At 64.2% G+C, this 22,019-nt stretch carries 16 protein-coding genes, 2 tRNA genes and 1 pseudogene; 4 read left to right on the top strand and 15 right to left on the bottom strand.

Going from position 1 to position 22,019, the window contains the following annotated elements; genetic code table 11:
* Positions 1–75: 75 nt before the first annotated feature.
* Positions 76–723: a vitamin K epoxide reductase family protein gene (locus LJ362_RS07625; RefSeq protein ID WP_264801559.1), complete on the top strand. Its 648-nt coding sequence runs from the start codon at positions 76–78 to the stop codon at positions 721–723.
* A gap of 105 nt (positions 724–828) precedes the next feature.
* On the opposite strand, the gene ndk is transcribed toward LJ362_RS07625, so the two are convergent.
* From ndk to LJ362_RS17095, 7 genes and pseudogenes are all read right to left on the bottom strand, one after another.
* Positions 829–1,248, bottom strand: a complete 420-nt coding sequence (gene ndk, locus LJ362_RS07620; protein WP_039210750.1) for a nucleoside-diphosphate kinase — start codon at positions 1,246–1,248, stop codon at positions 829–831.
* Positions 1,249–1,330: 82 nt separating this feature from the next.
* Complete coding sequence (locus LJ362_RS07615; protein ID WP_101545585.1) at positions 1,331–1,696, bottom strand: DUF4233 domain-containing protein; 366 nt, start codon at positions 1,694–1,696, stop codon at positions 1,331–1,333.
* Positions 1,693–3,195, bottom strand: a complete 1,503-nt coding sequence (locus LJ362_RS07610) for a bifunctional folylpolyglutamate synthase/dihydrofolate synthase (protein WP_264801556.1) — start codon at positions 3,193–3,195, stop codon at positions 1,693–1,695. Before LJ362_RS07610 ends, LJ362_RS07615 begins: the two co-directional genes overlap by 4 nt.
* On the bottom strand, positions 3,192–6,473 hold the full coding sequence (gene ileS / locus LJ362_RS07605) for an isoleucine--tRNA ligase (RefSeq protein WP_264801555.1): 3,282 nt from the start codon (positions 6,471–6,473) through the stop codon (positions 3,192–3,194). The genes LJ362_RS07610 and ileS overlap by 4 nt, the downstream gene beginning before the upstream one ends.
* A 293-nt stretch (positions 6,474–6,766) precedes the next feature.
* Positions 6,767–7,522, bottom strand: coding sequence for an SDR family oxidoreductase (locus LJ362_RS07600; protein ID WP_264801554.1), 756 nt, complete (start codon positions 7,520–7,522; stop codon positions 6,767–6,769).
* Positions 7,523–7,601: 79 nt separating this feature from the next.
* Positions 7,602–8,531, bottom strand: a complete 930-nt coding sequence (locus tag LJ362_RS07595; RefSeq protein WP_264801553.1) for an acyltransferase — start codon at positions 8,529–8,531, stop codon at positions 7,602–7,604.
* Between the two features lie 128 nt (positions 8,532–8,659).
* Positions 8,660–8,776 (bottom strand): annotated as a pseudogene (locus LJ362_RS17095) (hypothetical protein); the annotation flags it as partial.
* 263 nt (positions 8,777–9,039) lie between these two features.
* Here LJ362_RS17095 and valS point away from each other — a divergent pair.
* Both valS and LJ362_RS07580 read left to right on the top strand, forming a co-directional pair.
* Positions 9,040–11,685 (top strand): valine--tRNA ligase, encoded by a 2,646-nt coding sequence (valS, locus tag LJ362_RS07585; protein ID WP_264801550.1) that lies wholly within the window; start codon positions 9,040–9,042, stop codon positions 11,683–11,685.
* A 256-nt stretch (positions 11,686–11,941) separates the two neighbouring features.
* Complete coding sequence (locus LJ362_RS07580; protein WP_264801549.1) at positions 11,942–12,634, top strand: AIM24 family protein; 693 nt, start codon at positions 11,942–11,944, stop codon at positions 12,632–12,634.
* Positions 12,635–13,183: 549 nt separating this feature from the next.
* On the opposite strand, the gene LJ362_RS07575 is transcribed toward LJ362_RS07580, so the two are convergent.
* The 7 genes from LJ362_RS07575 to LJ362_RS07545 all read right to left on the bottom strand — a co-directional run bounded on the left by LJ362_RS07575 (position 13,184) and on the right by LJ362_RS07545 (position 20,578).
* Positions 13,184–14,470 (bottom strand): MFS transporter, encoded by a 1,287-nt coding sequence (locus tag LJ362_RS07575; RefSeq protein ID WP_264801547.1) that lies wholly within the window; start codon positions 14,468–14,470, stop codon positions 13,184–13,186.
* 12 nt (positions 14,471–14,482) lie between these two features.
* Positions 14,483–15,766 (bottom strand): ATP-dependent Clp protease ATP-binding subunit ClpX, encoded by a 1,284-nt coding sequence (gene clpX / locus LJ362_RS07570; RefSeq protein WP_264801545.1) that lies wholly within the window; start codon positions 15,764–15,766, stop codon positions 14,483–14,485.
* Between the two features lie 196 nt (positions 15,767–15,962).
* Positions 15,963–16,607 (bottom strand): ATP-dependent Clp protease proteolytic subunit, encoded by a 645-nt coding sequence (locus tag LJ362_RS07565; RefSeq protein WP_139467010.1) that lies wholly within the window; start codon positions 16,605–16,607, stop codon positions 15,963–15,965.
* Positions 16,608–16,633: 26 nt separating this feature from the next.
* On the bottom strand, positions 16,634–17,230 hold the full coding sequence (locus LJ362_RS07560) for an ATP-dependent Clp protease proteolytic subunit (protein ID WP_101545567.1): 597 nt from the start codon (positions 17,228–17,230) through the stop codon (positions 16,634–16,636).
* Positions 17,231–17,434: 204 nt separating this feature from the next.
* Complete coding sequence (gene tig, locus LJ362_RS07555) at positions 17,435–18,811, bottom strand: trigger factor (RefSeq protein ID WP_264801543.1); 1,377 nt, start codon at positions 18,809–18,811, stop codon at positions 17,435–17,437.
* A 212-nt stretch (positions 18,812–19,023) separates the two neighbouring features.
* Positions 19,024–20,442 carry a hypothetical protein gene (locus LJ362_RS07550; RefSeq protein ID WP_264801541.1) on the bottom strand — a complete coding sequence of 473 codons (1,419 nt, stop codon included), beginning with the start codon at positions 20,440–20,442 and terminating at the stop codon, positions 19,024–19,026.
* 62 nt (positions 20,443–20,504) lie between these two features.
* Positions 20,505–20,578, bottom strand: a tRNA-Gly gene (locus tag LJ362_RS07545).
* Between the two features lie 165 nt (positions 20,579–20,743).
* Between LJ362_RS07545 and LJ362_RS07540 the strand changes: the two genes are divergently transcribed.
* A tRNA-Pro gene (locus tag LJ362_RS07540) sits at positions 20,744–20,817 on the top strand.
* Positions 20,818–20,897: 80 nt separating this feature from the next.
* On the opposite strand, the gene LJ362_RS07535 is transcribed toward LJ362_RS07540, so the two are convergent.
* Positions 20,898–22,010, bottom strand: a complete 1,113-nt coding sequence (locus tag LJ362_RS07535) for an alcohol dehydrogenase catalytic domain-containing protein (RefSeq protein WP_264801540.1) — start codon at positions 22,008–22,010, stop codon at positions 20,898–20,900.
* Between the last annotated feature and the right edge of the window lie 9 nt (positions 22,011–22,019).

The following is a 22,019-nucleotide window of genomic DNA, read 5'->3' as shown; positions in this document are numbered from 1 at the left end:
CAGAAGTGTCTCTGCGCTGTGGTTTCGATGGGGACGGGGTTTGCCGCACGGGACATCGCCAGGCATTCTTGAGGAGTGAACACCACACTGACTCAATCCGATGATCTCGAGTCCGCCGATACCACCTCGTCGTGGGCGCTCAGATCGGTGCCGTTCGGGATCTTCCTCATCATCGCCTCTGCCATCGGCTTCCTCGCCTCGTTCTCCCTGTCGGCGGAGAAGTACGAGAAGCTGGCGAACCCGAACGTCGTCCTCTCGTGCGACCTCAACCCGTTCTTCTCGTGCGGTTCGGTCATGGAACACGCCGAGGCCGAGCTGCTGGGCTTCCCCAATCAGCTCGTGGGCGTGGCGGCCTTCATCATCCCGCTGCTGCTCGGCGTGCTCATCCTGTCCGGCACCCGGCTGCCCCGCTGGGTGATAGTGGGACTGAACATCGGACTGGCCTGCGGCGTGGCGTTGGTGATGTTCCTGTTCTACGTCTCGATCTACAAGATCGGAGTCGGCTGCCCGTGGTGCATCATCGTGTGGACCGTGACGATTCCGATGTTCATGGCCGTCACCGCCCGCAATCTGCTCACCGGCGCCTTCGGTCGGCGCGCCGCCGAAAACGCCGTGCTGAGGGTCCTGGCGAAGGAGAACATCGCCCTGTCGGTGCTGTGGATGCTCATCATCTTCGCCTGCATCGTCGTGCAGTTCTGGGCATTCTTCTCCAATCTTCTCTGACCGCGAATCGAATGCAGTGAGGGCGCCCCGCCGCTTGGTGGGGCGCCCTCATGATTTCGACCGGCTCGGCTCAGACGTCGGCCACGTTCGGTCCTCTGCCTGTCATCAGCCTTCGGCCGGGTACCAGATTCCGATCTCCCGTTCAGCCGATTCGGTGGAATCGGAACCGTGGACGAGGTTCTTCTGCACCTTCTCACCCCAGTCGCGACCGAGATCGCCGCGGATCGTACCCGGAGCAGCTGCCGTCGGGTCGGTGGCACCGGCCAAGGACCGGAAGCCGGGGATGACGCCCTGACCGGAGGCGATGATCGAGACGATCGGCCCTTCGGACATGAAGTCGACCAGCGGCTGGTAGAAGGGCTTGCCTTCGTGCTCCGCATAATGGGCTGCCAGTTCGGCGGCGGTGGCCGAACGGAGATCCAAGGCGTCGATCGCATAGCCCTTGGCTTCGATTCGGGCCACGATCTGTCCGACGAGTCCGCGAGCGACTCCGTCGGGCTTGATGAGGATGAGCGTACGTTCCATTCCGGTCCTTCCAATGTCGTGTGGACGTCGGTCCACAGTCTACCCGGGCACCGAGGCGCTCCCGCCTCGGCGTTCTCACAGTTCAGCCGCGCGCGGCGACCTCACGATCGATGCGAGCCGACCAGTACACGGCCACGGCCCACAGGGCGATGAACAGCGCTGCGACGAAGAACATCGAGGTGAGCACGAAGCCGGAGGCCAGCAGCAGCCCCTGCACCGCCCACCCGATGATCACACCGGGACGTTTCGCACCGATCTGCCGCGGCAGCAGGATGACTGCGATGATGGCCAGCACTGCGATGACCGAGGCGCCGATGAGCAGCTGCGCCAGGGTCAGAGTCTGCGCTGACTTCACCGACAAGCCGAATGTCGTGAGCACGGCGAAGTAGACGACGACGAGCTCGCAGATGAGGATCGATCCGCAGAGCACGGGGTACTTCGATTTCATCCCTCCTCCCCACGTCCGAGCAGCAGGCGCGCTTCGGCCACTGTGTAGATGGAGCCTGTGACGACGATTCCCGGGCTCTTCGCATCGACGCTGTTGGCCAGGTCGATGCCCTTCATCAGAGCGGCATTGAGATCGGAGGCGACGATGACGGAATCCTCGTCGACCCATTCCCGCGCCGCCTCGGCGAGGTCGTCTGCCGGCAGCGCACGGGAGTTGAGATTCTCGCTGACGACGAACACATCCGCACTGCGATGGAGCTCTTCGATGACCCCGTCGCTGTCCTTGTCCGCCAGCATCGCCAGCACGATGACGACATAGTCGAAGTCGAACGCCTCGGCGAGGGTGTCGGCCAGCACGTGCGCGGCATCCGGGTTATGGGCGCCGTCGACGACAACGCTGGGTCCCGTGCGCAGGAGTTCCGCACGACCCGGTGAGGTCACGCGGGCCAGCCCCTCGGCCACCGTCTCTTGATTGAGCGGCTTGTCTTCAGTTCCGAGGAAGGCCTCGGCTGCCACGATCGCGACCGCGGCATTGTGGGCCTGGTGAATTCCGTGCAGCGGCAGGAACAGGTCGGAATAGACGTCTCTGCGGCCCTGGACCGTGATGAGCTGACCGTCGACGGCACGCTGCCGGTCGAGGAGACGGAAGTCCCGCTCCTCAGCCGCCAGCGTAACCCCACGGCGGGCAGCTTCCTCGTCGAGGACCGACTGTGCGGCCTCGTCCTGGACGGCAGACACGGCAACAGGTTCGGGGGCCGGGCTGTCCTCGGCGCTGCGATCGAGGATTCCAGCCTTGGTCGCGGCGATCTCCTCGATGGTGTCACCGAGGAACGCCTGATGATCGAGACCGATCTTCGTGAACACGCACACCTGGGCATCGGCCACGTTCGTCGAATCCCATTGTCCGCCCATGCCGACCTCGGTGACGACGACATCGACCGGAGCATCGGCGAACACGGCGAAGGCCAGCACGGTCAGCGCTTCGAAGTAGGTGAGGTTCGCACGCCCTTCGGCTTCGAGCTGGGCATCGACGATGTCCAGGTACGGGGCGATCTCGTCATAGATGCGGACGAAGGTGTGAGCGGACACGGGTGCGCCGTCCAGGGAGATCCGTTCGGTCACCGAATGCAGGTGCGGACTGGTGAACCGGCCGACCCGGAGCTCATGAGCGGAGATGAGCGAATCGATCATCCGTGCCGTCGAGGTCTTCCCATTCGTGCCCGTGATCGTGATCGTCGGGGCCGCAGTGTGGATATCGCCGAGGATCTCACACGCCCGCCGAGTCGCATCGAGGCGCAGCTCGACCTGCGTCTCCCCCGCCCGGGCCAGCAGCAGGGCATAGACCCGGGCGAGCTCGGCCCGAGTGGCGTCATCGACGACCGGTTCGGGCAGAGGTTCCGAATCCGCGTCCTGTTCTGCGGTCTGCGGATCTTCGACAGCGGCCAGCAGCTCCTCAGCTGCTGCCACCGGATCCTCGGCTGGGGTGTTGTCCTCGCTCATGCCAGCTTCACCGCCAGACGGGTGCCGCCGGGGAGCTCTTCGGGGCTGAAAACCTCGGCACCGGCGTCGACCGGGCCGAAGTCCAGAGTGGTCGTCAGGGTCTCACCGGCGATGAGGTCGACGTGAGGCTCGAGCGCGGCGACCACCTCGGTGCCGGCTTCGATGGTGACGGCGATCCGGTCGGAGATATCGAGATCGAGCTGCTTGCGGATGCCCTGGATGGCGCGCACGGCATCACGTGCCATGCCTTCGGCCTCGAGCTCGGGTGTGACCCGGGTGTCGAGGGCGAGGAAGCCGGAGTCGAGTGCCGCGAGTTCCATGCCCTCGGTGCCGGATTCGGCCACGGATTCGAGGGTGTACTCGCCGTCGACGAGCTCGATTCCGCCGCTGACGACGGCGCCGTCGGTGACGGACCAGTCGCCTGACTTCGAGGCCTTGATGACCTGCTGGACCTGTTTGCCCAGACGGGGTCCGGCGGCACGGGCGTTGACGACGAGATTCTGCGACAGGGAGAAGCCGGCGGCCTCCGCCTCGGCGACGTCGAGGACCTCGACGGTACGCACATTGAGCTCATCCGCGATGATCTCGGTGAAGTCAGAACTCAGGTCAGTGTCGGTGGCGACTGTCAGCTGCGACAGCGGCAGGCGCACCCGCAGCTGGTTGGCCTTGCGCACCGAGGAGGCCGTTGAGCAGATATCGCGGGTGAGGTCCATCGCCGCGACGAGGTCGGCGTCGGCAGGGAATGCCTCAGCATCCGGGTAGTCGGCCAGGTGCACCGACCGCTGCCCGGTCAGTCCGCGATAGATCTCCTCGACCGTGAACGGCAGCAGGGGTGCGGCCACGCGGCAGAATGCCTCCAGGCAGGTATAGAAGACGTCGAAGGACTCATGAGTGTCGGTGCCGCCGTCCCAGAACCGGCGACGCGAACGACGCACATACCAGTTCGTGAGCATGTCGAGGTAGCTGCGCACGAGTTCGCAAGCCGCCCAGATGTCGAGGCCCTCCATCGCCTCGGCGAACTCGGTGATGAGGTCGTGCGTCTTTGCCAGGAGGTACCTGTCGAGGACCTGAGACGAGTCGTAGCGGGACTGTGCCTGGTAACCGGTCTTCTCCCCCGCCGGACCATCGGCCGCGTTGGAGTAGGTGGCGAAGAACTGCCATGTGTTCCACAGCGGGAGCACAACCTGTCGGACACCATCGCGAATGCCCTGTTCGGTGACGACGAGGTTGCCGCCGCGCAGGATGGACGAAGCCATGAGGAACCAGCGCATGGCATCCGAGCCGTCGCGGTTGAATACCTCGTTGACATCGGGGTAGTTGCGCAGGGACTTCGACATCTTCTGCCCGTCGGAGCCGAGCACGATGCCGTGGGAGATGCAGTTCGTGAAAGCTGGTCGGTCGAAGATCGCCGTGGCCAGAACGTGCAGCAGATAGAACCAGCCGCGTGTCTGTCCCACGTATTCGACGATGAAGTCGGCCGGGAAGTGGTTGTCGAACCATTCGGAGTTCTCGAACGGGTAGTGCACCTGGGCGTAGCTCATCGAACCGGAGTCGAACCAGACGTCGAAGATCTCCGGGATGCGCTGCATCACGGAATTGCCGGTCGGATCGTCCGGGTTCGGGCGGGTGAGGTCATCGACCCACGGGCGGTGGAGGTCGACGTCTCCGGAGTCGTTGCGCGGCAGACGTCCGAAGTCGGCTTCGATCTCGGCCAGGGAACCGTAGACGTCGGTGCGCGGGTACGCCGGGTCGGAGGAGATCCACACGGGGATCGGCGAACCCCAGAAGCGGTTGCGCGAGATCGACCAGTCGCGGGCGTTTTCCAGCCATTTGCCGAACTGTCCGTGCTTGACGTTGTCCGGCACCCAGTTGATCTGCTCGTTGAGTTCCACCATGCGGTCCTTGAACTCGGTGACGCGGACGAACCAGGAGGACACCGCACGGTAGATCAGCGGGTTCCGGCAGCGCCAGCAGTGCGGGTAGGAGTGCTCGTAGGATTCATGGCGGACCAGCAGAGCACCCCGCGACTCCATCGGACCCGTGTGGTTGCGCAGGTCCTTGATGATCGCCTTGTTGGCGTCGAAGACCTGCTGGCCGGCGTAGTCGGGAACGGTCGTATCGAAGCGACCGGCGTCGTCGACGGGACGGGCCGCGGTGATGCCGTAGGAGTCGGTGAGTTCCTTGTCCTCTTCACCGAAGGCGGGCGACTGGTGAACGATTCCGGTGCCGTCTTCGACGGTGACGAAGTCCGCTGCGAGGATCGTGTGCATGTTCTCGCCGAACTCCTCCTGACGGCCCTCGAAGTACGGGAACGGAGGTTCATAGGAGACGCCGACGAGTTCGCTGCCGGGGAAGGTGCGCAGAACCTGCGGTCCGGCACCGAGTTCACGAGCATAGGCACCCAGACGTGCCTCGGCGAGGATGAGGGTCTTGCCCTGAAGTTCTTCGGCACCATCTTCACCGGGGACCACTGCGACGAGCGGGATCTCCGGGTTGACGGCCACGGCCTGGTTCGACGGAACCGTCCACGGGGTCGTCGTCCAAATGAGGACCCACTCGTCGGAGTCCTTGAGTTTGTAACCGAGGGTCACTGCCGGATCCTGACGCATCTTGTACACGTCATCGTCCATGCGCAGCTCATGGTTCGACAGCGGCGTCTCGTCCTTCCAGCAGTACGGGAGCACGCGGTAGCCCTCGTAGACGAGGCCTTTGTCCCAGAGCTGCTTGAACGCCCAGATGACGCTTTCCATGTATTCGACGTTGAGCGTCTTGTAGTCATTGTCGAAGTCGACCCACCGACCCTGACGGGTCACATACTCTTCCCATTCCTGGGTGTAGCGGAGGACCGAGGAGCGGCAGGCGTCGTTGAATGCGGCCAGTCCCATGCGGCCGATCTCGGACTTGTCGGTGATGCCCAGCTGACGTTCGGCTTCGAGCTCGGCCGGCAGTCCGTGGGTGTCCCAGCCGAAGCGGCGGTCGACCTTCTTGCCGCGCATCGTCTGGAAGCGCGGGACGACGTCCTTGACGTAGCCGGTGAGCAGGTGACCGTAGTGGGGCAGGCCGTTGGCGAAGGGAGGTCCGTCGTAGAAGACGAATTCGTTCTCGCCGTTCTCGCCGGCGTCGCGTTGGGCGATCGACGCCTTGAAGGTGTCGTCCTCCTGCCAGTAGCGCAGCACAGCGTCTTCGATGGCAGGGAAGTTCGGGGACGACGAGAGTCCGAAGGTCGAGGTCGATACCTTGGGATAGAGAGCTGAGTCATGAGCGTCCTTCTGGGTCACTGCGGTCACTGTCACGAGGACGACAGTCTGCCGCGGTACCACCTCGCTTATCCGCAGTCCGACCGGTTCGGGTCGTTCAGCGGATCGCTCATTCACTCAGACGATGACGGGTCCACCCGTCCGGGTCTACTGAGAACGCTGCGTTTGGAACGCTGGTTCCGTTCTTCCGGATGCTCCCCGGTGATAGCCGGATCGACGCAAGACAATCGTATACCGTCGACTCCGCCCGAGACCACTCGGCGGCGCGGGGGATCTCCCTCGCCGAGGCGGCCGCGGGCTGGAGCCGTGGGTGCTCACAGTCCCCGGTTGCGGGCGACCTTGTGCTGAGCGGCCTGGGCGATCGGTCGGATGACCATGAGATCGACGTTGAAATGGTGCGGCCGAGTGAGCGTGTAGACGACGGCATCGGCGACGTCGTCCGCGGTCAGCGGGTTCTCGACGCCTTCGTAGACCTTCGCGGCCTTCGCCTCATCACCGCCGACGCGCTTGAAGGTGAACTCGTCGGTGGCGACCATTCCCGGTGCGATCTCGATGACGCGCACGGGTTCGCCGGCAAGTTCGAGGCGCAGGGTCGCTGCCATCGAGTGGGTGCCGTGCTTCGCAGCGACGTAGCCACCGCCGCCCTCATAGGCCTGATGACCCGCGGTCGAGGACATGACGACGATGTCTCCGCGGCCGGAATCGATGAGGGCCGGCAGCAGTGCTTTGACGACGCGCAGAACGCCGAGGACGTTGATGTCGAACATGTCCCGCCATCCGCCGACCGATGCCTCGGCGACGGTGTCGGTTCCGAATGCGGCGCCGGCATTGGCCACGAGGGAATGGACGACTCCCCCGGCGAGCACCTGTTCGGCCATGGACGCCACGGCGGCGTCATCGGTGAGGTCGGCGACGATGTAGTCGGCTCCGGTCTCCTCGGCGAGGGCCTTGAGCTTGTCCTCACGGCGGGCCACGGCGACGACGTCCCAGCCCTGCTCGCGCAGCTGTCGGACCGTGGCCGCACCGATTCCGGAACTGGCTCCTGTGACTACTGCTCTGAGCTTTTCCATCGGTGTTCTCCTTCGTCGGATCTGTCGGCGGGTTTGAGTCCGGACTCCGGAAGCGGGGTTCTCCTGTTCAGATCTCAGTCTACGGACTCGGCTCTCGGCCGCGTGCGGTGTCTTCTGAGGCGAGATCGGTCTCGAAAGCGCTGCTCCCGGCCGGCTCGGGTGGCGCCGTTTCTTCCGGGGTCGTCGACGCGACAGGTGGGGGGGCCTTCGCGCCCGGTCGGAGTTTCATCACTCTTGGTCGGGTGTGCGGGTTGCGGGGTCGGCTTTCGCCGAAGACGGCACGGAGGCCGGGGATCTTCACTGCCACCCAGGTGATGGCGGCGCAGACGAGCGCATAGGCGATCGGCATGATCACGGCGTGGAGAAGGACGCCTGGAACGGTATCAGGCAGGCCCATGGCATTTCGGACAGGGTAGAGCAGCAGCGGATGGAGGAGGAACACACCGAAGGAATACGGGTAGAACCGGTGCAGCAGCCCGAAGCCTTCGCGCAGATGGAAATGCAGGAGGAGGTAAGCGGCCATGGAGGCGAGGACGACTCCCGGGGAGAGGTATTCGTACGGGAACATCCACGGCTTCTCACCGGGACCCAGACCGGCCCAGACCGCGGTTCCAGCGACCGCGATGATGAGGCTGACCCACGCCAGGACTGCGCCTCTGACCGAGAGCACGATATCGCGCAGAACCCAGCCGAGGATGTAGAAACCGGCCATCGGCAGGAACCGGGTGGCGATATTGGCTTCGCCGACGTCGAAGACCATCGACACCCACTGGTCGGCCATGCCGATGCCGAGGAAGATCAGACCGGTCCCCCACTGCAGACGGCGGGAGCCGTGGACACTCAGCAGGCGGAAGAACGGGGTGAGCAGGGTCAGACCGGCAAGGACGTAGAGGAAGTAGAGCTGGACGAAGGGCGATCCGGTGAGAATCGCAATGCCCGGATTCCAGGTTTCGTCGTCGGGCTGCAGGTAGTAGCGACGAAACAGAACGTACACGACCGTCCAGAACACGAGGGGGATGCCGATTCGCCAGACACGTTTGGACAGGAACCTCCGCGGTTTGCCGCCCGATCGGGGTCGAGGGCCAAGGCCCCGGAGATCATGATGAATACGGGCACTGACCACCGGCAGGCGGAGTCGATGGCATTGGCCAGCCACCAGTCGGGCCCCATACTTGCGAAGTTCTCTTCGACGACCGTGCCCAGGGAATGGATGGCCACGACGGCGATGATCGCGATCGCACGTGCCGGATTCATCCACGCGGTCGACGTGGGCGGCGGATTCTCTGTCGGAATTCGGTCCAAGGGCGCCATGTGTCCATGATGTCATTGCCCGCGACGCAGGCGACTCACTGCGCCTTCAGGGTATGAGCCGTCCCACGCCGTCGAGCTGGGGCAGCCGAGGCGGGAGTGCTGCCCTCAAGCCCGGGTGGGGCTTCTCGAGGCCACGGGCGCGAACCGGTTTGGCCGATCGCGAACCGGTTTGGCCGATCGCGAACCGGGTGAGAAAATCAGCAACTATGAACACACCTGCCTTTTCGGACTCGACGCACGAGTCAGTGAACCTTCCTGACAAGCCGGCCCTCGAGGGGCTGCGGGACAAATGGGACGCCGCGTGGAGTGAGCAGAACGTCTACGCCTTCGACGTCGACACCGATCGCGAGCAGGTCTACTCGATCGACACTCCCCCGCCGACCGCCTCGGGGTCGCTGCATGTCGGACACGTGTTCTCCTATACCCAGACCGACATCATCGCCCGCTATCAGCGGATGACCGGCAAGAACGTGTTCTATCCCCTCGGCTGGGACGACAACGGCCTGCCGACCGAACGTCGCGTGCAGAACTACTACGGAGTCACCTGCGATCCCGGCCAGCCCTACGACCCGGACTTCCAGCCGCCGGAGAAGGCACCGAAGAATTCGCGCGACTTCGTCAAGGTCTCTCGCCAGAACTTCATCGAACTGTGCGAGAAGCTCTCCGCCGAGGACGAGAAGGTGTTCGAGGACCTCTTCCGCTCCACCGGACTGTCCGTGGATTGGAAGTACACCTACCGCACGATCGATGACGATTCGCGTGCGGTGAGCCAGAGGGCCTTCCTCACCGATCTGACGAACGGGCATGCCTATTCGCAGGACGCGCCGACCATGTGGGACGTCACCTTCGGCACTGCTGTGGCTCAGGCCGAACTCGAGGATCGTGAGCGCGAAGGCGCGTACCACAAGGTGAAGTTCTTCCCCGAGGGCGCTGATCGCCTGGCCGACACCTCGGCGGAACCGATCATCATCCTCACCTCGCGTCCGGAGCTCATTCCTTCGGTCGTGGCACTTGTCGCCCATCCCGATGACGAACGCTACGCCTCCCTGTTCGGCACGAACGTCGTTTCGCCGCTCTTCGGTGTCAGCGTCGAGATCCGCGCCCATGAACTTGCGAAGTCCGATAAGGGCACAGGCATTGCCATGGTCTGCACCTTCGGCGACCTCACCGACGTCACGTGGTGGCGTGAACTCGATCTGCCGACCCGTGCGGTGATCAACCGCGGCGGCCGCCTCAACCTCGAGGTGCCTGAGTGGATCGCGAACTCACCGAAGTCCGATGCTGTGGCCAACTATGAGGCGCTGGCAGGAAAGACGACCTTCTCTGCGCGCAAGGACATTGCGCAGATGCTCATCGACTCCGGTGACCTCATCGGTGAGATCGAGCCGATTACGCATCCGGTCCCGTTCTACGAAAAGGGCGACAAGCCGCTCGAGGTCGTCACCAGCCGTCAGTGGTACATCCGCAACGGCGGGCGGTCGGCCGAGCTGCGGGATGCGCTCATCGCCCGCGGTCGCGAGATCGAATGGCATCCGGCGTACATGCGCTCCCGCTACGAGAACTGGGTGGAGAACCTCAACGGCGACTGGCTGGTCTCCCGGCAGCGGTTCTTCGGTGTCCCGATCCCGCTGTGGTACCGCCTCGACGCTGATGGCCAGCCCGATTACGATGACCCGATCGTGCCCGAGTCGCTTCCGTGCGACCCCATCGCCGAGGCTCCTGCCGGCTTCACCGATGACCAGCGTGATGTGCCCGGCGGGTTCACCGCAGACCCGGATGTCCTCGACACCTGGGCGACGTCGTCGCTGACGCCGCAGCTGCTCGGCGGCTGGTCGCGCGACGAGGAGTTCTTCGACAAGGTCTTCCCCTTCGACCTGCGTCCGCAGGGACACGACATCATCCGCACCTGGCTGTTCTCCACCGTCGTCCGGGCGAACTCGCTCAACGATGCGGCACCGTGGAAGCATGCCGGCCTGTCTGGGTGGATCCTCGATCCGGACCGGAAGAAGATGTCGAAGTCCAAGGGCAATGTCGTGGTTCCGTCGGACATCCTCGGCGAGGCGAAGCCGGGATTCGGTCCCGACGCGGTCCGCTACTGGGCGGCCAGCGCGAAACTCGGTGCGGACACCGCCTATGACGTCACGCAGATGCAGATCGGCCGCCGGCTGGCGATGAAGCTGCTCAACGCCTCGAAGTTCGCTCTGGCACAGGGAGTGCACGCCGGTCTCATCGGTCAGCTCGGCGCCGTCACCCACGATCTCGATCGGGCCCTGCTGGCGAAGCTTGCCGAGGTCGTCGAGCAGGCCGGGAAGCATATGGCCGCTTACGACTATGCTCATGCACTGCGTGTGACCGAGAGCTTCTTCTGGGAGTTCACCGACGACTATGTCGAGCTCGTCAAGGACCGTTCCTACGGCTCGTCGGGATCTGACGATCAGCTGTCGGCGCACGTCACCTTGGCCACTGCTCTGGATGTCCTGCTGCGTCTGTTCGCTCCGTTCACTCCCTTCGTCACCGAAGAGGTCTGGTCCTGGTGGCGCACCGGTTCGGTCCACCGTGCGCCGTGGCCGGCAGATGAGGTGCTGAGCCATCCGGAATCGTCCGTCGCTCCCGAGCTGCTGGCCTCGGTGGCAGCCGCACTGACCGAGATCCGCCGCACGAAGACCGAGGCCAAGGTGTCGCAGAAGACCGAGGTCGCTTCCGTGACCATTCAGGCGCCGGCCACCGTCGTCTCCGCGATCAAGGCGGCAGAAGGCGACCTCAGGGCCGCGGGCCGTATCAAGTCCCTGAGCACCGAGGAAGCCGGCGATGAGATCACCATTGCCTCGATCGACTTCGTCGACCAGGACTGAGCCGAACACCAGCCGGACCTGACGGTCAGCCGGCGCACCCTCCGGCCCCGCCGGCTGCCCGAGACCCGACCTGGTCCCGCAGAGCCCCGCGGCATTCGTTCCTCCGCAGAGTCGGAGCAGCGGATGCCGTGGGGCTCTGCGCATGTTCCGGAACGGATACACGAAATGACCGGGTCTGCGTTCTCTCCGCCGTACTATGGTTATCGACCACTGAAGAAGCACCGAAGTCCTCCCTGAACGAAAGGTCCCCAGAACCGTGAGAAGCGAACTCTTTTCCAAACGCAATGCCGAGGTCCAGAACCAAGAGCGCTGGACGCTCCAGTCGCACAAGATGCTGCGTTCGGTGGTCACGCCGAACGCGCCGATGATCGCCACCAAGGGCGCAATGGTCGCCTATCAGGGAGATGTCCACTTCACCCACCAAGGGTCGAAGTCGGTCGGCCAGTTCATGAAGAAGGCAGCCACCGGCGAGGGCGGGAACGTCATGCGCGTCGAGGGACACGGAGAAGTGTTCTTCGCCAGGGAAGCCTCGAACATCTTCATGATGGCGCTCGAAGGTCCACAGGACGCGCTGACCGTCAACACCGCAAACCTGCTCGCCTTCGACGACGCGCTCAGCTGGGAGATCAAACGCATCAAGGGCGGCGTCGGTGCAATGGTCAGCGGTTCGGGACTGTTCAACCTCGAACTTGGCGGACAGGGCACTGCCGCGATCTGCTGCAAGGGTGAGCCCATGGTCCTCGACTGCTCGCAGCAGCCGACCTTCGTCGACCCGCAGGCAGCCGTCTGCTGGTCCTCGGCGCTGGCCCCGCAGATCAAGACCGACGTCAGCGTCGGCACATTCTTCGGTCGCGGCTCCGGTGAGTCCGTGCAGCTGGCATTCCACGGCCCCGGCTTCGTCGTCGTCCAGCCCGCAGAGAACGCCGTCTACTCGGCCACTACCAGCTGACACACCTGGCGGCCGTCCGCTGTATCACCACGCTGACGCACCCCCGACCTGCTGCTTCGGCGGCGAGTCGGGGGTGTCGTCGTCTCTCCCGCCCATCTCCCTATGGCGCCGCATCGGGCGCCCCTCACCCGTCGTCGTAAAGCCCCTTGGTGCACAACGGTGTTTCGGCACGGCGAGTGAGGGCTACGCCAGTACCGGGCCGTTATGACACCAGCACGGTAGAGCGAGAGCAGCACTGAGAGATGCGAAAGTACTGGAGCGTCATGGGTCTTGCAATCCGGTGTGAGAGGTACGCGGCAAGCTGCGCGACAATACCCGAAAGCGCAGAAGAGTCGGGCTATCCTGACATGTCGGAGAAACCGAGTCCGCTTGGTTCATTCGGGGCTCGACGTCGACTCTCCGCTGGGGCGTCAGGCGTTCAAGGGCATGGGTCCGGGGTGGCCGGGAATACTGGCCGGAATGGAGCAGGCCCTCCGGGACGACGACTCGCGCTGATTCGGGGACGACTCGAAGCAGGAGCACGGTCGAACGTCCGATCTGCTCGATAGCTCAGGCCGTGGGGACAGTGTGCTCGTGCCCGCCGCGTTCGACCCGGTACTTCCGGAAGGTCGGAAAGGCCACCGCACAGGCGAGCACGAGAACGATGACGGCGATGCCGCCACCCGCCGAGGCGACCGTGGTGTCTGTGACTGCAGCAACGGAGCCGTGGAGGACGTCCGCGATACGAGGTCCGCCGGCGACGACGACGATGAACACTCCCTGCATCCGACCGCGCATCGCATCGGTTGCGGCTTCCTGGAGCATCGTCTGCCGAAAAGCGCCGGAGACGATATCGGCTCCTCCGCCGACCGCCATCGCAGCCAATGCGACGACGAGTGCGGTCAGCCAGAACCCAGCCGCCAGCTCAAGGGACAGTCCGAACACCGTCATTGCCGCACCCCAGACGACGATGGCGACGATGACGGCCAGTCCCTGGCGCTCCACGCGTGAGACCCACCCGGAGAAGATCCCGGCCAATGCGCTTCCGCCGGCCAGCGCGGCGAAGAGCAGCGAGAAGACGATGCCGCCCTCCGGCGGACCGCCGAAGGTCTCAGCGGCGATCTGCGGGAACAGGGCCCGCGGCATTCCGAAGACCATCGCAATGATGTCCACCAGCAGAGAGACCATGACGACGGTGTTCGTCCGCAGATACCGGAACCCGTCGACGATCCCTTTGAATCCCGACCGAGTATCGGGCTGTTTCTGCGGCGGCAGCGACGGCAGACGGAACACTGCGTAGAGCGTAGCGAACAGGAACACGGCGTCGATGACGTAGAGCAGCTGGTACCCGAACAGAGGGATCAGCGCTCCGCCGACGACAGGGCCGACGACGGCGCCCAATGTCATCACGGTCATGTTCAGCGAGTTCGCCGCGGGCAGCAGGCCGAGCGGGATGATCGACGGCAGCAGAGCTCCCCGCGCCGGCTGGTTGAGTGCGAAGAATGCCTGCTGCATCGAAAATACAGACAGCAGCAACCAGACATTGTCGATGCTGAGCACCGCGATGAGGGCAAGTATCGCGCTCGTGACGATCAGACCGACCGTCGAGATCACGAGCAGTCTGCGTCGATCGATGACATCGGCCAACGACCCGCCCCACAATCCGAAGACGATGAGCGGAACCAGCCCGAACGCACCGGCGAGCCCGACATACCCGGACGACCCGGTGATATGGAAGATCTGTGCGGGGATCGCCACAACAGTCATCTGCGCACCGATGACGGTAACGATATTGGCCACCCACAGTCGTCGGAACGACGCGTAGCGCAGTGGACGTGTGTCGGCCAGGAGTCTCATGCGAAAAGAGACTCAGGCAGACTTCTTATTCGTCCTGTTCCGTGACTTCGGCACGAGGGTCGGGGCGACATTGGATTCGACGACGTCCTTGGTCACGACCACCTCGGCGATGTCTTCGCGTGAAGGCACATCGAACATGACCGGCTGCAGGACCTCTTCCATGATCGAGCGCAGGCCTCGAGCTCCAGTGCCGCGCAGCAGAGCGAGATCGGCGATGGCCTCAAGTGCCTCGGTCTCGAATGTCAGGGAGACATTGTCGAACTCGAACATCCGCTCGTACTGCTTGACCAAGGCGTTCTTCGGTTCTGTGAGGATCGACATCAGCGCGGCCCGGTCGAGGTTGGACACGGTGGCCAGCACCGGCAGACGGCCGATGAACTCCGGGATGAGGCCGAACTTGAGCAGATCTTCGGGAAGAATGTCCGCGTAGAGGTCCTCTTCGTCGTTCTTCGACTGCAGCAGGGCGCCGAAGCCGATGCCGTGCTTGCCCTTGCGGCCGGCGACGATCTCCTCCATCCCGGCGAATGCGCCGGCGACGATGAAGAGCACATTGGTCGTGTCGATCTGCAGGAAGTCCTGGTGCGGGTGTTTGCGCCCGCCCTGCGGCGGCACCGACGCCTGAGTGCCTTCGAGGATCTTCAGCAGTGCCTGCTGCACGCCCTCACCGGACACGTCGCGGGTGATCGACGGGTTCTCCGACTTGCGAGCGATCTTATCGATCTCATCGATATAAATGATTCCGTGCTCGGCGCGCTGGATATCGAAGTCCGCGGCCTGAATGAGTTTGAGCAGGATGTTCTCGACGTCTTCGCCGACGTAGCCCGCTTCGGTCAGCGCGGTGGCATCGGCGACCGCGAACGGGACATTGAGACGCTTCGCCAGCGACTGGGCGAGGTAGGTCTTTCCCGAGCCGGTGGGACCGACGAGCAGAATATTCGACTTCGCGATCTCAACCTCGGAGTCGCTGGAGCCGAGGGTCTTCTCGTCACCGGACTGCAGCGATCGGATGCGCTTGTAGTGGTTGTAGACGGCTACCGACAGTGCCTTCTTCGCCGGCTCCTGACCGACGACGTACTCCTGGAGGAAATCGAAGATCTCACGAGGTTTGGGCAGCTCGAGTTCGGCCTGCTCCGGACTGGATTCGCTGAGCTCCTCTTCGATGATCTCATTGCACAATCCGATGCATTCATCGCAGATGTAAACACCAGGTCCGGCGATGAGTTTCCGAACCTGCTTCTGAGACTTCCCACAGAAGTTGCATTTGAGCAGGTCTGCTCCGTCCGCACTGCGAGCCACTGTCACAACCTTTCGCCAGGACGCTTGGCCCCAACTCTACCGCTCGTGTTTCCTGTACCTCAATAGCTTCCCATACGTGGCTGACACGAGCCCCCAGCCACGACTCGGTGTGTCGGCGGAGGGAACCGAGAACGGGTCCGTCCGATCACAATCGCACGAACCCGTTCTCAGTGTCTCCCTGTCCTCCGACAGGTGATCAGCTCGCGTTCTTGCGCGAAGAGAGCACCTGGTCGACGAGACCGTAGTCCTTGGCCTGCTCGGCCGTGAGGAAGAGGTCGCGTTCGATGTCGTTCGAGACCTGTGCGGCCTCCTTGTTCGAGTGCTTGGCCAGAGTTCCCTCGAGCCATTCGCGCATCCGCAGCACCTCAGCGGCCTGGATCTCGAGGTCAGAGGCCTGACCCTGTCCCTGCCCCTGCATCGCGGGCTGGTGGATGAGCACTCGCGCGTTCGGCAGGGCCAGACGCTTGCCGGGAGTGCCGGCGGCCAGCAGCACGGCGGCTGCGGAGGCGGCCTGACCGAGGCACACGGTCTGAATCTCCGGCTTGATGTACTGCATCGTGTCGTAGATGGCCGTCATCGCCGTGAACGACCCACCCGGCGAGTTGATGTAGAGAGTGATGTCACGGTCAGGATCCTGCGATTCCAGGACGAGCAGCTGAGCCATGACATCGTCGGCGGAGGTGTCATCGACCTGTGCGCCGAGGAATACGACGCGGTCGTCGAAGAGCTTGGTGTAGGGATCCTGGCGCTTGAAGCCGTAGGGCGTGCGCTCTTCGAACTGCGGCATGACATAACGCGACTGCGGCATGTTCGACGCCGTCGATCCCGGCATAAAGTTCATTGAATTCATTCTTCCCTCACTCCTGCTCAGTTGTTCTCGACGTCGGACGCGCGGGTGACCATCTTGTCGATGAAGCCGTATTCGAGCGCCTCTTCGGCGGTGAACCAGTGGTCGCGGTCGTTGTCCTGGAGGATCTGCTCGAGCGACTTCCCGGTCTGCTGAGCAGTCAGTTCGGCCATCTGCTTCTTCATGTGCAGGATCAGTTCGGCCTGGATCTTGATGTCGGTGGCCGTACCGCCGATGCCGCCCAGCGGCTGGTGCATGAGGATGCGGGCGTGCGGGGTGGCGTAGCGCTTGCCCGGGGTGCCCGAGGAGAGCAGGAACTGTCCCATCGAGGCGGCCATGCCCATGGCCACGGTGGAGACATCGGGCTTGATGTACTGCATCGTGTCGTAGATGGCCATTCCGGCGGTGACGGAGCCGCCGGGCGAGTTGATGTAGAGCGAGATGTCCGCTTCGGGATCTTCGGCGGCCAGCAGCATCATCTGCGCGCAGATGGCGTTGGCGTTGTCGTCACGCACTTCCGAACCGAGCCAGATGATGCGCTCTTTGAGAAGACGATTGAAGATGTGGTCGTCCAGACCCATTCCCCCACCGGCGTCGAGGCCGACGGGAGCTGTCATGTCGTATGCGCTCACGTTTCACTCCTGTGTTCTGTGGATGGCTTGTTATGGACTCTAACCGCTCTCCCCCGGGTTTTAGTCCGCGGCGAGGCCTGTGTTCGCCCTCAGCGTGATCGGGACCTGCGCAGATGCGAAGACGGTGGGTACGGATCACAATCCATACCCACCGTCTCATCAGGATTCCACCGCCGAGGCGGCTCGTCCTCAGTTCTCTTCGGCGACCTCTGCAGGTGCTTCGTCCGCGGCTTCCGCGCTCTGCGCGGTCGCGTCGGCATCCTCGGCACCGGCTTCCTCGGCGTCGTCACCGGCGGAGGTGAAGGCCTCCATGTCGACGACGTTTCCGGCGGTGTCCTTGACCGTGGCACCGGCGAGGACGGCGGCCAGGGCCTTGCGGCGCGAGACCTCGCCGACCAGCGCGTTGACCTGGCCGGAGCTGTCGAGCATCTGGGCGAACTCGTTGGGGTTCATTCCGTACTGCTGCGAAGCGGAGATCAGGTACTCGATGAGTTCGGGCTGGCTGACCTCGACGTTCTCGGCTTCGGAGACCGCATCGAGGATGAACTGCGTGCGCAGGTTGCGCTCGGTCTCCTCGGTGACCTCCTTGCGGTGCTCGTCGTCGTCCGAACGGTTCTCGGACTCGAGGTGACGCTCGACCTCGTCGGTGACGATCTTGGCGGGAACCGGGACGTCGAGGGTCTCCATGAGGTGCTCGAGGACCTTGTCGCGTGCCTGGACGCCCTGTTCTGTCTCCTTGGCCTTGCCGGCCTGGACGCGCAGGTCCTCCCGCAGTTCGTCGATCGTGTCGAACTCGCTGGCCAGCTGAGCGAAGTCGTCGTCGGCCTCGGGCAGTTCACGTTCCTTCACAGCACCCAGGGTGATCTTCACGGTGCCCTGTTCGCCGGCGTGCTCGCCGCCTGCGAAGGTGGTCTCGAAGGTCGTGGTCTCTCCGGCGGAGAGGCCGTCGAGAGCTTCGTCCATGCCTTCGAGCATCGTTCCGGCACCGACCTGGTAGGAGATGTCGGAAGCGGTGTCGATCTCTTCGTCGCCGATGGTGGCGACGAGATCGAGGGTGACGAAGTCGTCCTTGGCCGCGGGGCGGTCCACGGCGACGAGTGTTCCGAAGCGGGTGCGCAGCTGCTCGAGCTCGGCGTCGACATCGGCGTCGGTGACCTCGATGGGGTCGACCTCGATGTTGATCGTGTCGTAGGCAGGCAGTTCGACCTCGGGGCGCACGTCGACCTCGACGGTGAAGCCGAGTTCGCCGTCTTCGGTTCCGTCGAGACCGGGAACCTCGGAGATCTCGACCTCGGGCTGGCCCAACGGCTTGAGGTCATGCTCTTCGACCGCGTTGCGGTAGAAGTCATCAAGTCCGTTGTTGATGGCTTCCTGGATCACAGCAGGACGGCCGATGCGCTGATCGATGATGCGCGCGGGGACCTTGCCCTTACGGAACCCGGGGACGGTGACCTGAGCCCCGATGGTCTTGTATGCCTCGTCGACGCTCGGTTTGAGTTCGGCGTATGGGACTTCCACGCTGATCTTGACCCGGGTGGGGTCGAGTTGCTCGACGGAGCTCTTCACAGTGTGACCTTTCAAATTCGACAGTCATGCATTTTCGGTCATCTCCGACCTGATCATCCGGGTTCGTGACCGCAAACGGCCATCTCACAGCCTGATCGGTCATCTCGTGACCTTAGAGGGAGCGAAAGTCCACGAATAGTTCGCGCACGTCCGCAAGACGCAATCACCTATGTTACGCGAAACCCCGCCCGATACGCGAAACCGGGGTGATTTCACGAGCTTGCTCCACCTCGGCGTCCGTAGAGTTCGTCGATTGTGATGATGACGTTGGCTGCCGTCCACGACAACGGCGCCACGGAGATCGGATCACCGTCTGCGCTGATCTTCTCCGGCAGCGATCCTGCACCGGTGCGATGGTCTGCGAGCCAGTCGAGGATCGATTCGGCTCGGTCGCTGAGCCCGAGGCGCGCGAAGCCGAGCGCCATGAGCGACGTCGACGGCGTCCAGCTGGAGCGGTCGATGATCCAGCCGTGTCCGGGCTTGATCCCTCCGGCCGGCTGCTCGAGGCGGTCCCATACTCCGGCGAGAAGCTCAGGTTCGAGCGCGTAGATCCCTTCTGACCGCTTCGGCACGAGCCCGGCGGCGGGCAGGTAGGCGATAGCCGAATCCGATCCGCCCGAGGTGGGATACCGCTGCATCCCATTGGCACCGAAGGTGCGGGTGAAGGTCGCACGATAGTCGTCGACAGCGCGCAGGACATCGCCCTCTCCCCCGCCGAGGCGGCTCCACAGATCCCCATCCGCCTTGGTCAGCGCAGTGAGTGAGTTCATCCCGACCAGAGTCGGTCCTGCCAAGCCAAGGGTGACCTGCGATTCTCCGACCTCCCAATAGTCCGGACCGACCGGAGGCAGGCTGCGACCGCGGTCGGTGAGGTCGAACAGGCGCCGACTGGTCCGTCGCAGCAGATCATCGAGCTCCCCGAGGTCGGACGGCGAGGCCGTCGTCGTGGAGACGGCATGCACTTCGGAGACTGCCCAGAGCATGAGACCGAGGGAGTCGAACTGCGACTCGCGATCGTCCGGAGCCAGTCCGGTCAACGGGTCGACCCGGGCGGCGAACGACCCGTCGACCGCCTGCACGGACTGCAGATAGCGCAGATGGCTCCATGACAGTTCCGCCAACCCGACCCGCGCCAGAGCCACAGCAGAGAAGGCCGTGTCCCGCGGCCAGACATAGCGCCAGGCATCGGCCCATCCGGCGACCGGCGCGGGCAGTTCGTCGCTGAGGACCCATAGGTCGAGCAGGGCGGAGACAGCGAGGTCGCGGCGGTGGGCAGGCAGAGATCCCAGCCACGATTCGCAGCTGTCGAGGAATTCCCGCTGCCGCCGTGCCGGGCCCGGATCGGCCAGATCCGGCATGACTCGTGACTGTGCGGGCAGGCGTCGCGCGGCGACGGCGTCGAGGGCTTCGCGCCGACCTGGTCCGGTGTAGGCGGCGGTGACCGAGCGGACGGGATCCGGTTGGGCCGCCTCGGCGAGGGCTGCGGTGATCGCCGAACCGAGACCGATCGCACCGATCCCGGCGACCGCTCCGGTGAGCATCGCTCGCCGGCTGGGCCGCGCGATCGCCGACGCAGTGTCGCGCTCATCGCGCAAGGGCGTGCTCTGAGGCGACTGATCGACTGTGGTCATCTGAGGATCTTACCCGTCCGGGGACAAAGAAACCGGCCTGACCATCAGGTCAGACCGGCTTGTGGAGGGGATGACGGGAATCGAACCCGCACCATCAGTTTGGAAGACTGAGGCTCTACCATTGAGCTACATCCCCGTGTTGCGAGTTCGACTATAGTCGAGAACTTCTTCGAGCGCCAAATCGACATTCGGTGACCTGCGTCACTCCTGCGATCTCACTGTGAGGTGCGTCGCATTGACGGGTTTGCGGGATTCGCAAGGTGCACGTCGCGACCCGCCTGTGGTTAGATAGGAGCCGTCGCGGGATGTGGCGCAGCTTGGTAGCGCATCTGTTTTGGGAACAGAGGGTCGCAGGTTCAAATCCTGTCATCCCGACAGACCTCAGCCGCCCGGACCGATCGGTCCGGGCGGCTTCTTCATGCCGAAATTCGACAGGCCGACATCAGAGCCGCCGCTCAGGCCTCGAAGTCGATGACCTGCCTGACGACTGTCCCGTCGGAGAGCGCGTCGAAGGCCTCGTTGAGCTCGTTCAGCTTGATCGCGTCGGAGATGAGCTCCTCGACGGGCAGCTTGCCGTCTCTCCACAGCTGGGCATAGACGGGGATATCCCGACTCGGCACTGCCGACCCCAGATAGGAGCCGATCACGGTCCGGGCCTCGGCTGTCAGGGTCACCGGGGTGAAGTGAGACTGCGCGTCCGGGGCGGGCAACCCGACCGTCACAGTCGTCCCGCCGACAGCTGTGGCCGTGAACGCGGTCTCGAACGCCCGAGCATGCCCGACGCATTCGATGACGATCGGAGCCTTCCGCTCGCCCAGCTGTTCGGGGGTGTAGACCTCGACGGCGCCGAGTTCCTTCGCCCGCACCAGCTTGTCGGGGTTCGCGTCGACGCCGATGACTCCGGCAGTCTCGATCGACAGAGCCGTAATGAGCGCGGCCATTCCGACTCCGCCGAGGCCGACGATCATCACCTCGTCATCCGGTCCCGGCCGTCCTGCGTTGAGCACCGCTCCCCCGCCGGTGAGCACGGCGCAGCCGAGCACCGCAGCGATGGAGGCGGGAACATCGTCGCCGACGGGAACCACGGATGCCCGGTTCACCACTGCGTGAGTGGCGAATACGGACGCACCGAGGTGGTGGAGCACCTCGGCGCCGGTGTCGTCGTGGAGACGCACCTTGTGTCCGTCGAATGGCAGGGTCCCGGCTCCGTTCGTCGCACTGCCGGGCGTGCACGGAAGTTTTCCGTCGGTGCGGCAGTTCGCGCATTCCCCGCACCGGGGCAGGAACACTGTGACGACCTGTTGGCCGATCTCGAGATCATCGACGCCGTCGCCGAGCTTCTCGACGATTCCCGCGCCTTCGTGACCGAGCAACATCGGCAGCGGGCGGGGACGGTTTCCGTCGACGACGGACAGGTCCGAGTGACAGACCCCGGCGGCCGTCATCCGGACCCGGACCTCCCCAGGACCCGGCTCATCGAGTTCGAGCGTCTCAACCGAGATCGGCTGTGACTGGGCGAAGGGCCTGGGCCGCTTCATCTCTCGCAGCACAGCGCCTTGGATCTTCACAGTGTTCTC

The organism is Brevibacterium sp. JSBI002 (assembly GCF_026013965.1).
GTDB lineage: Bacteria > Actinomycetota > Actinomycetes > Actinomycetales > Brevibacteriaceae > Brevibacterium.
Note: the sequence above shows the minus strand (reverse complement) of the source record. Positions and strands in the feature narration are given on the sequence as shown.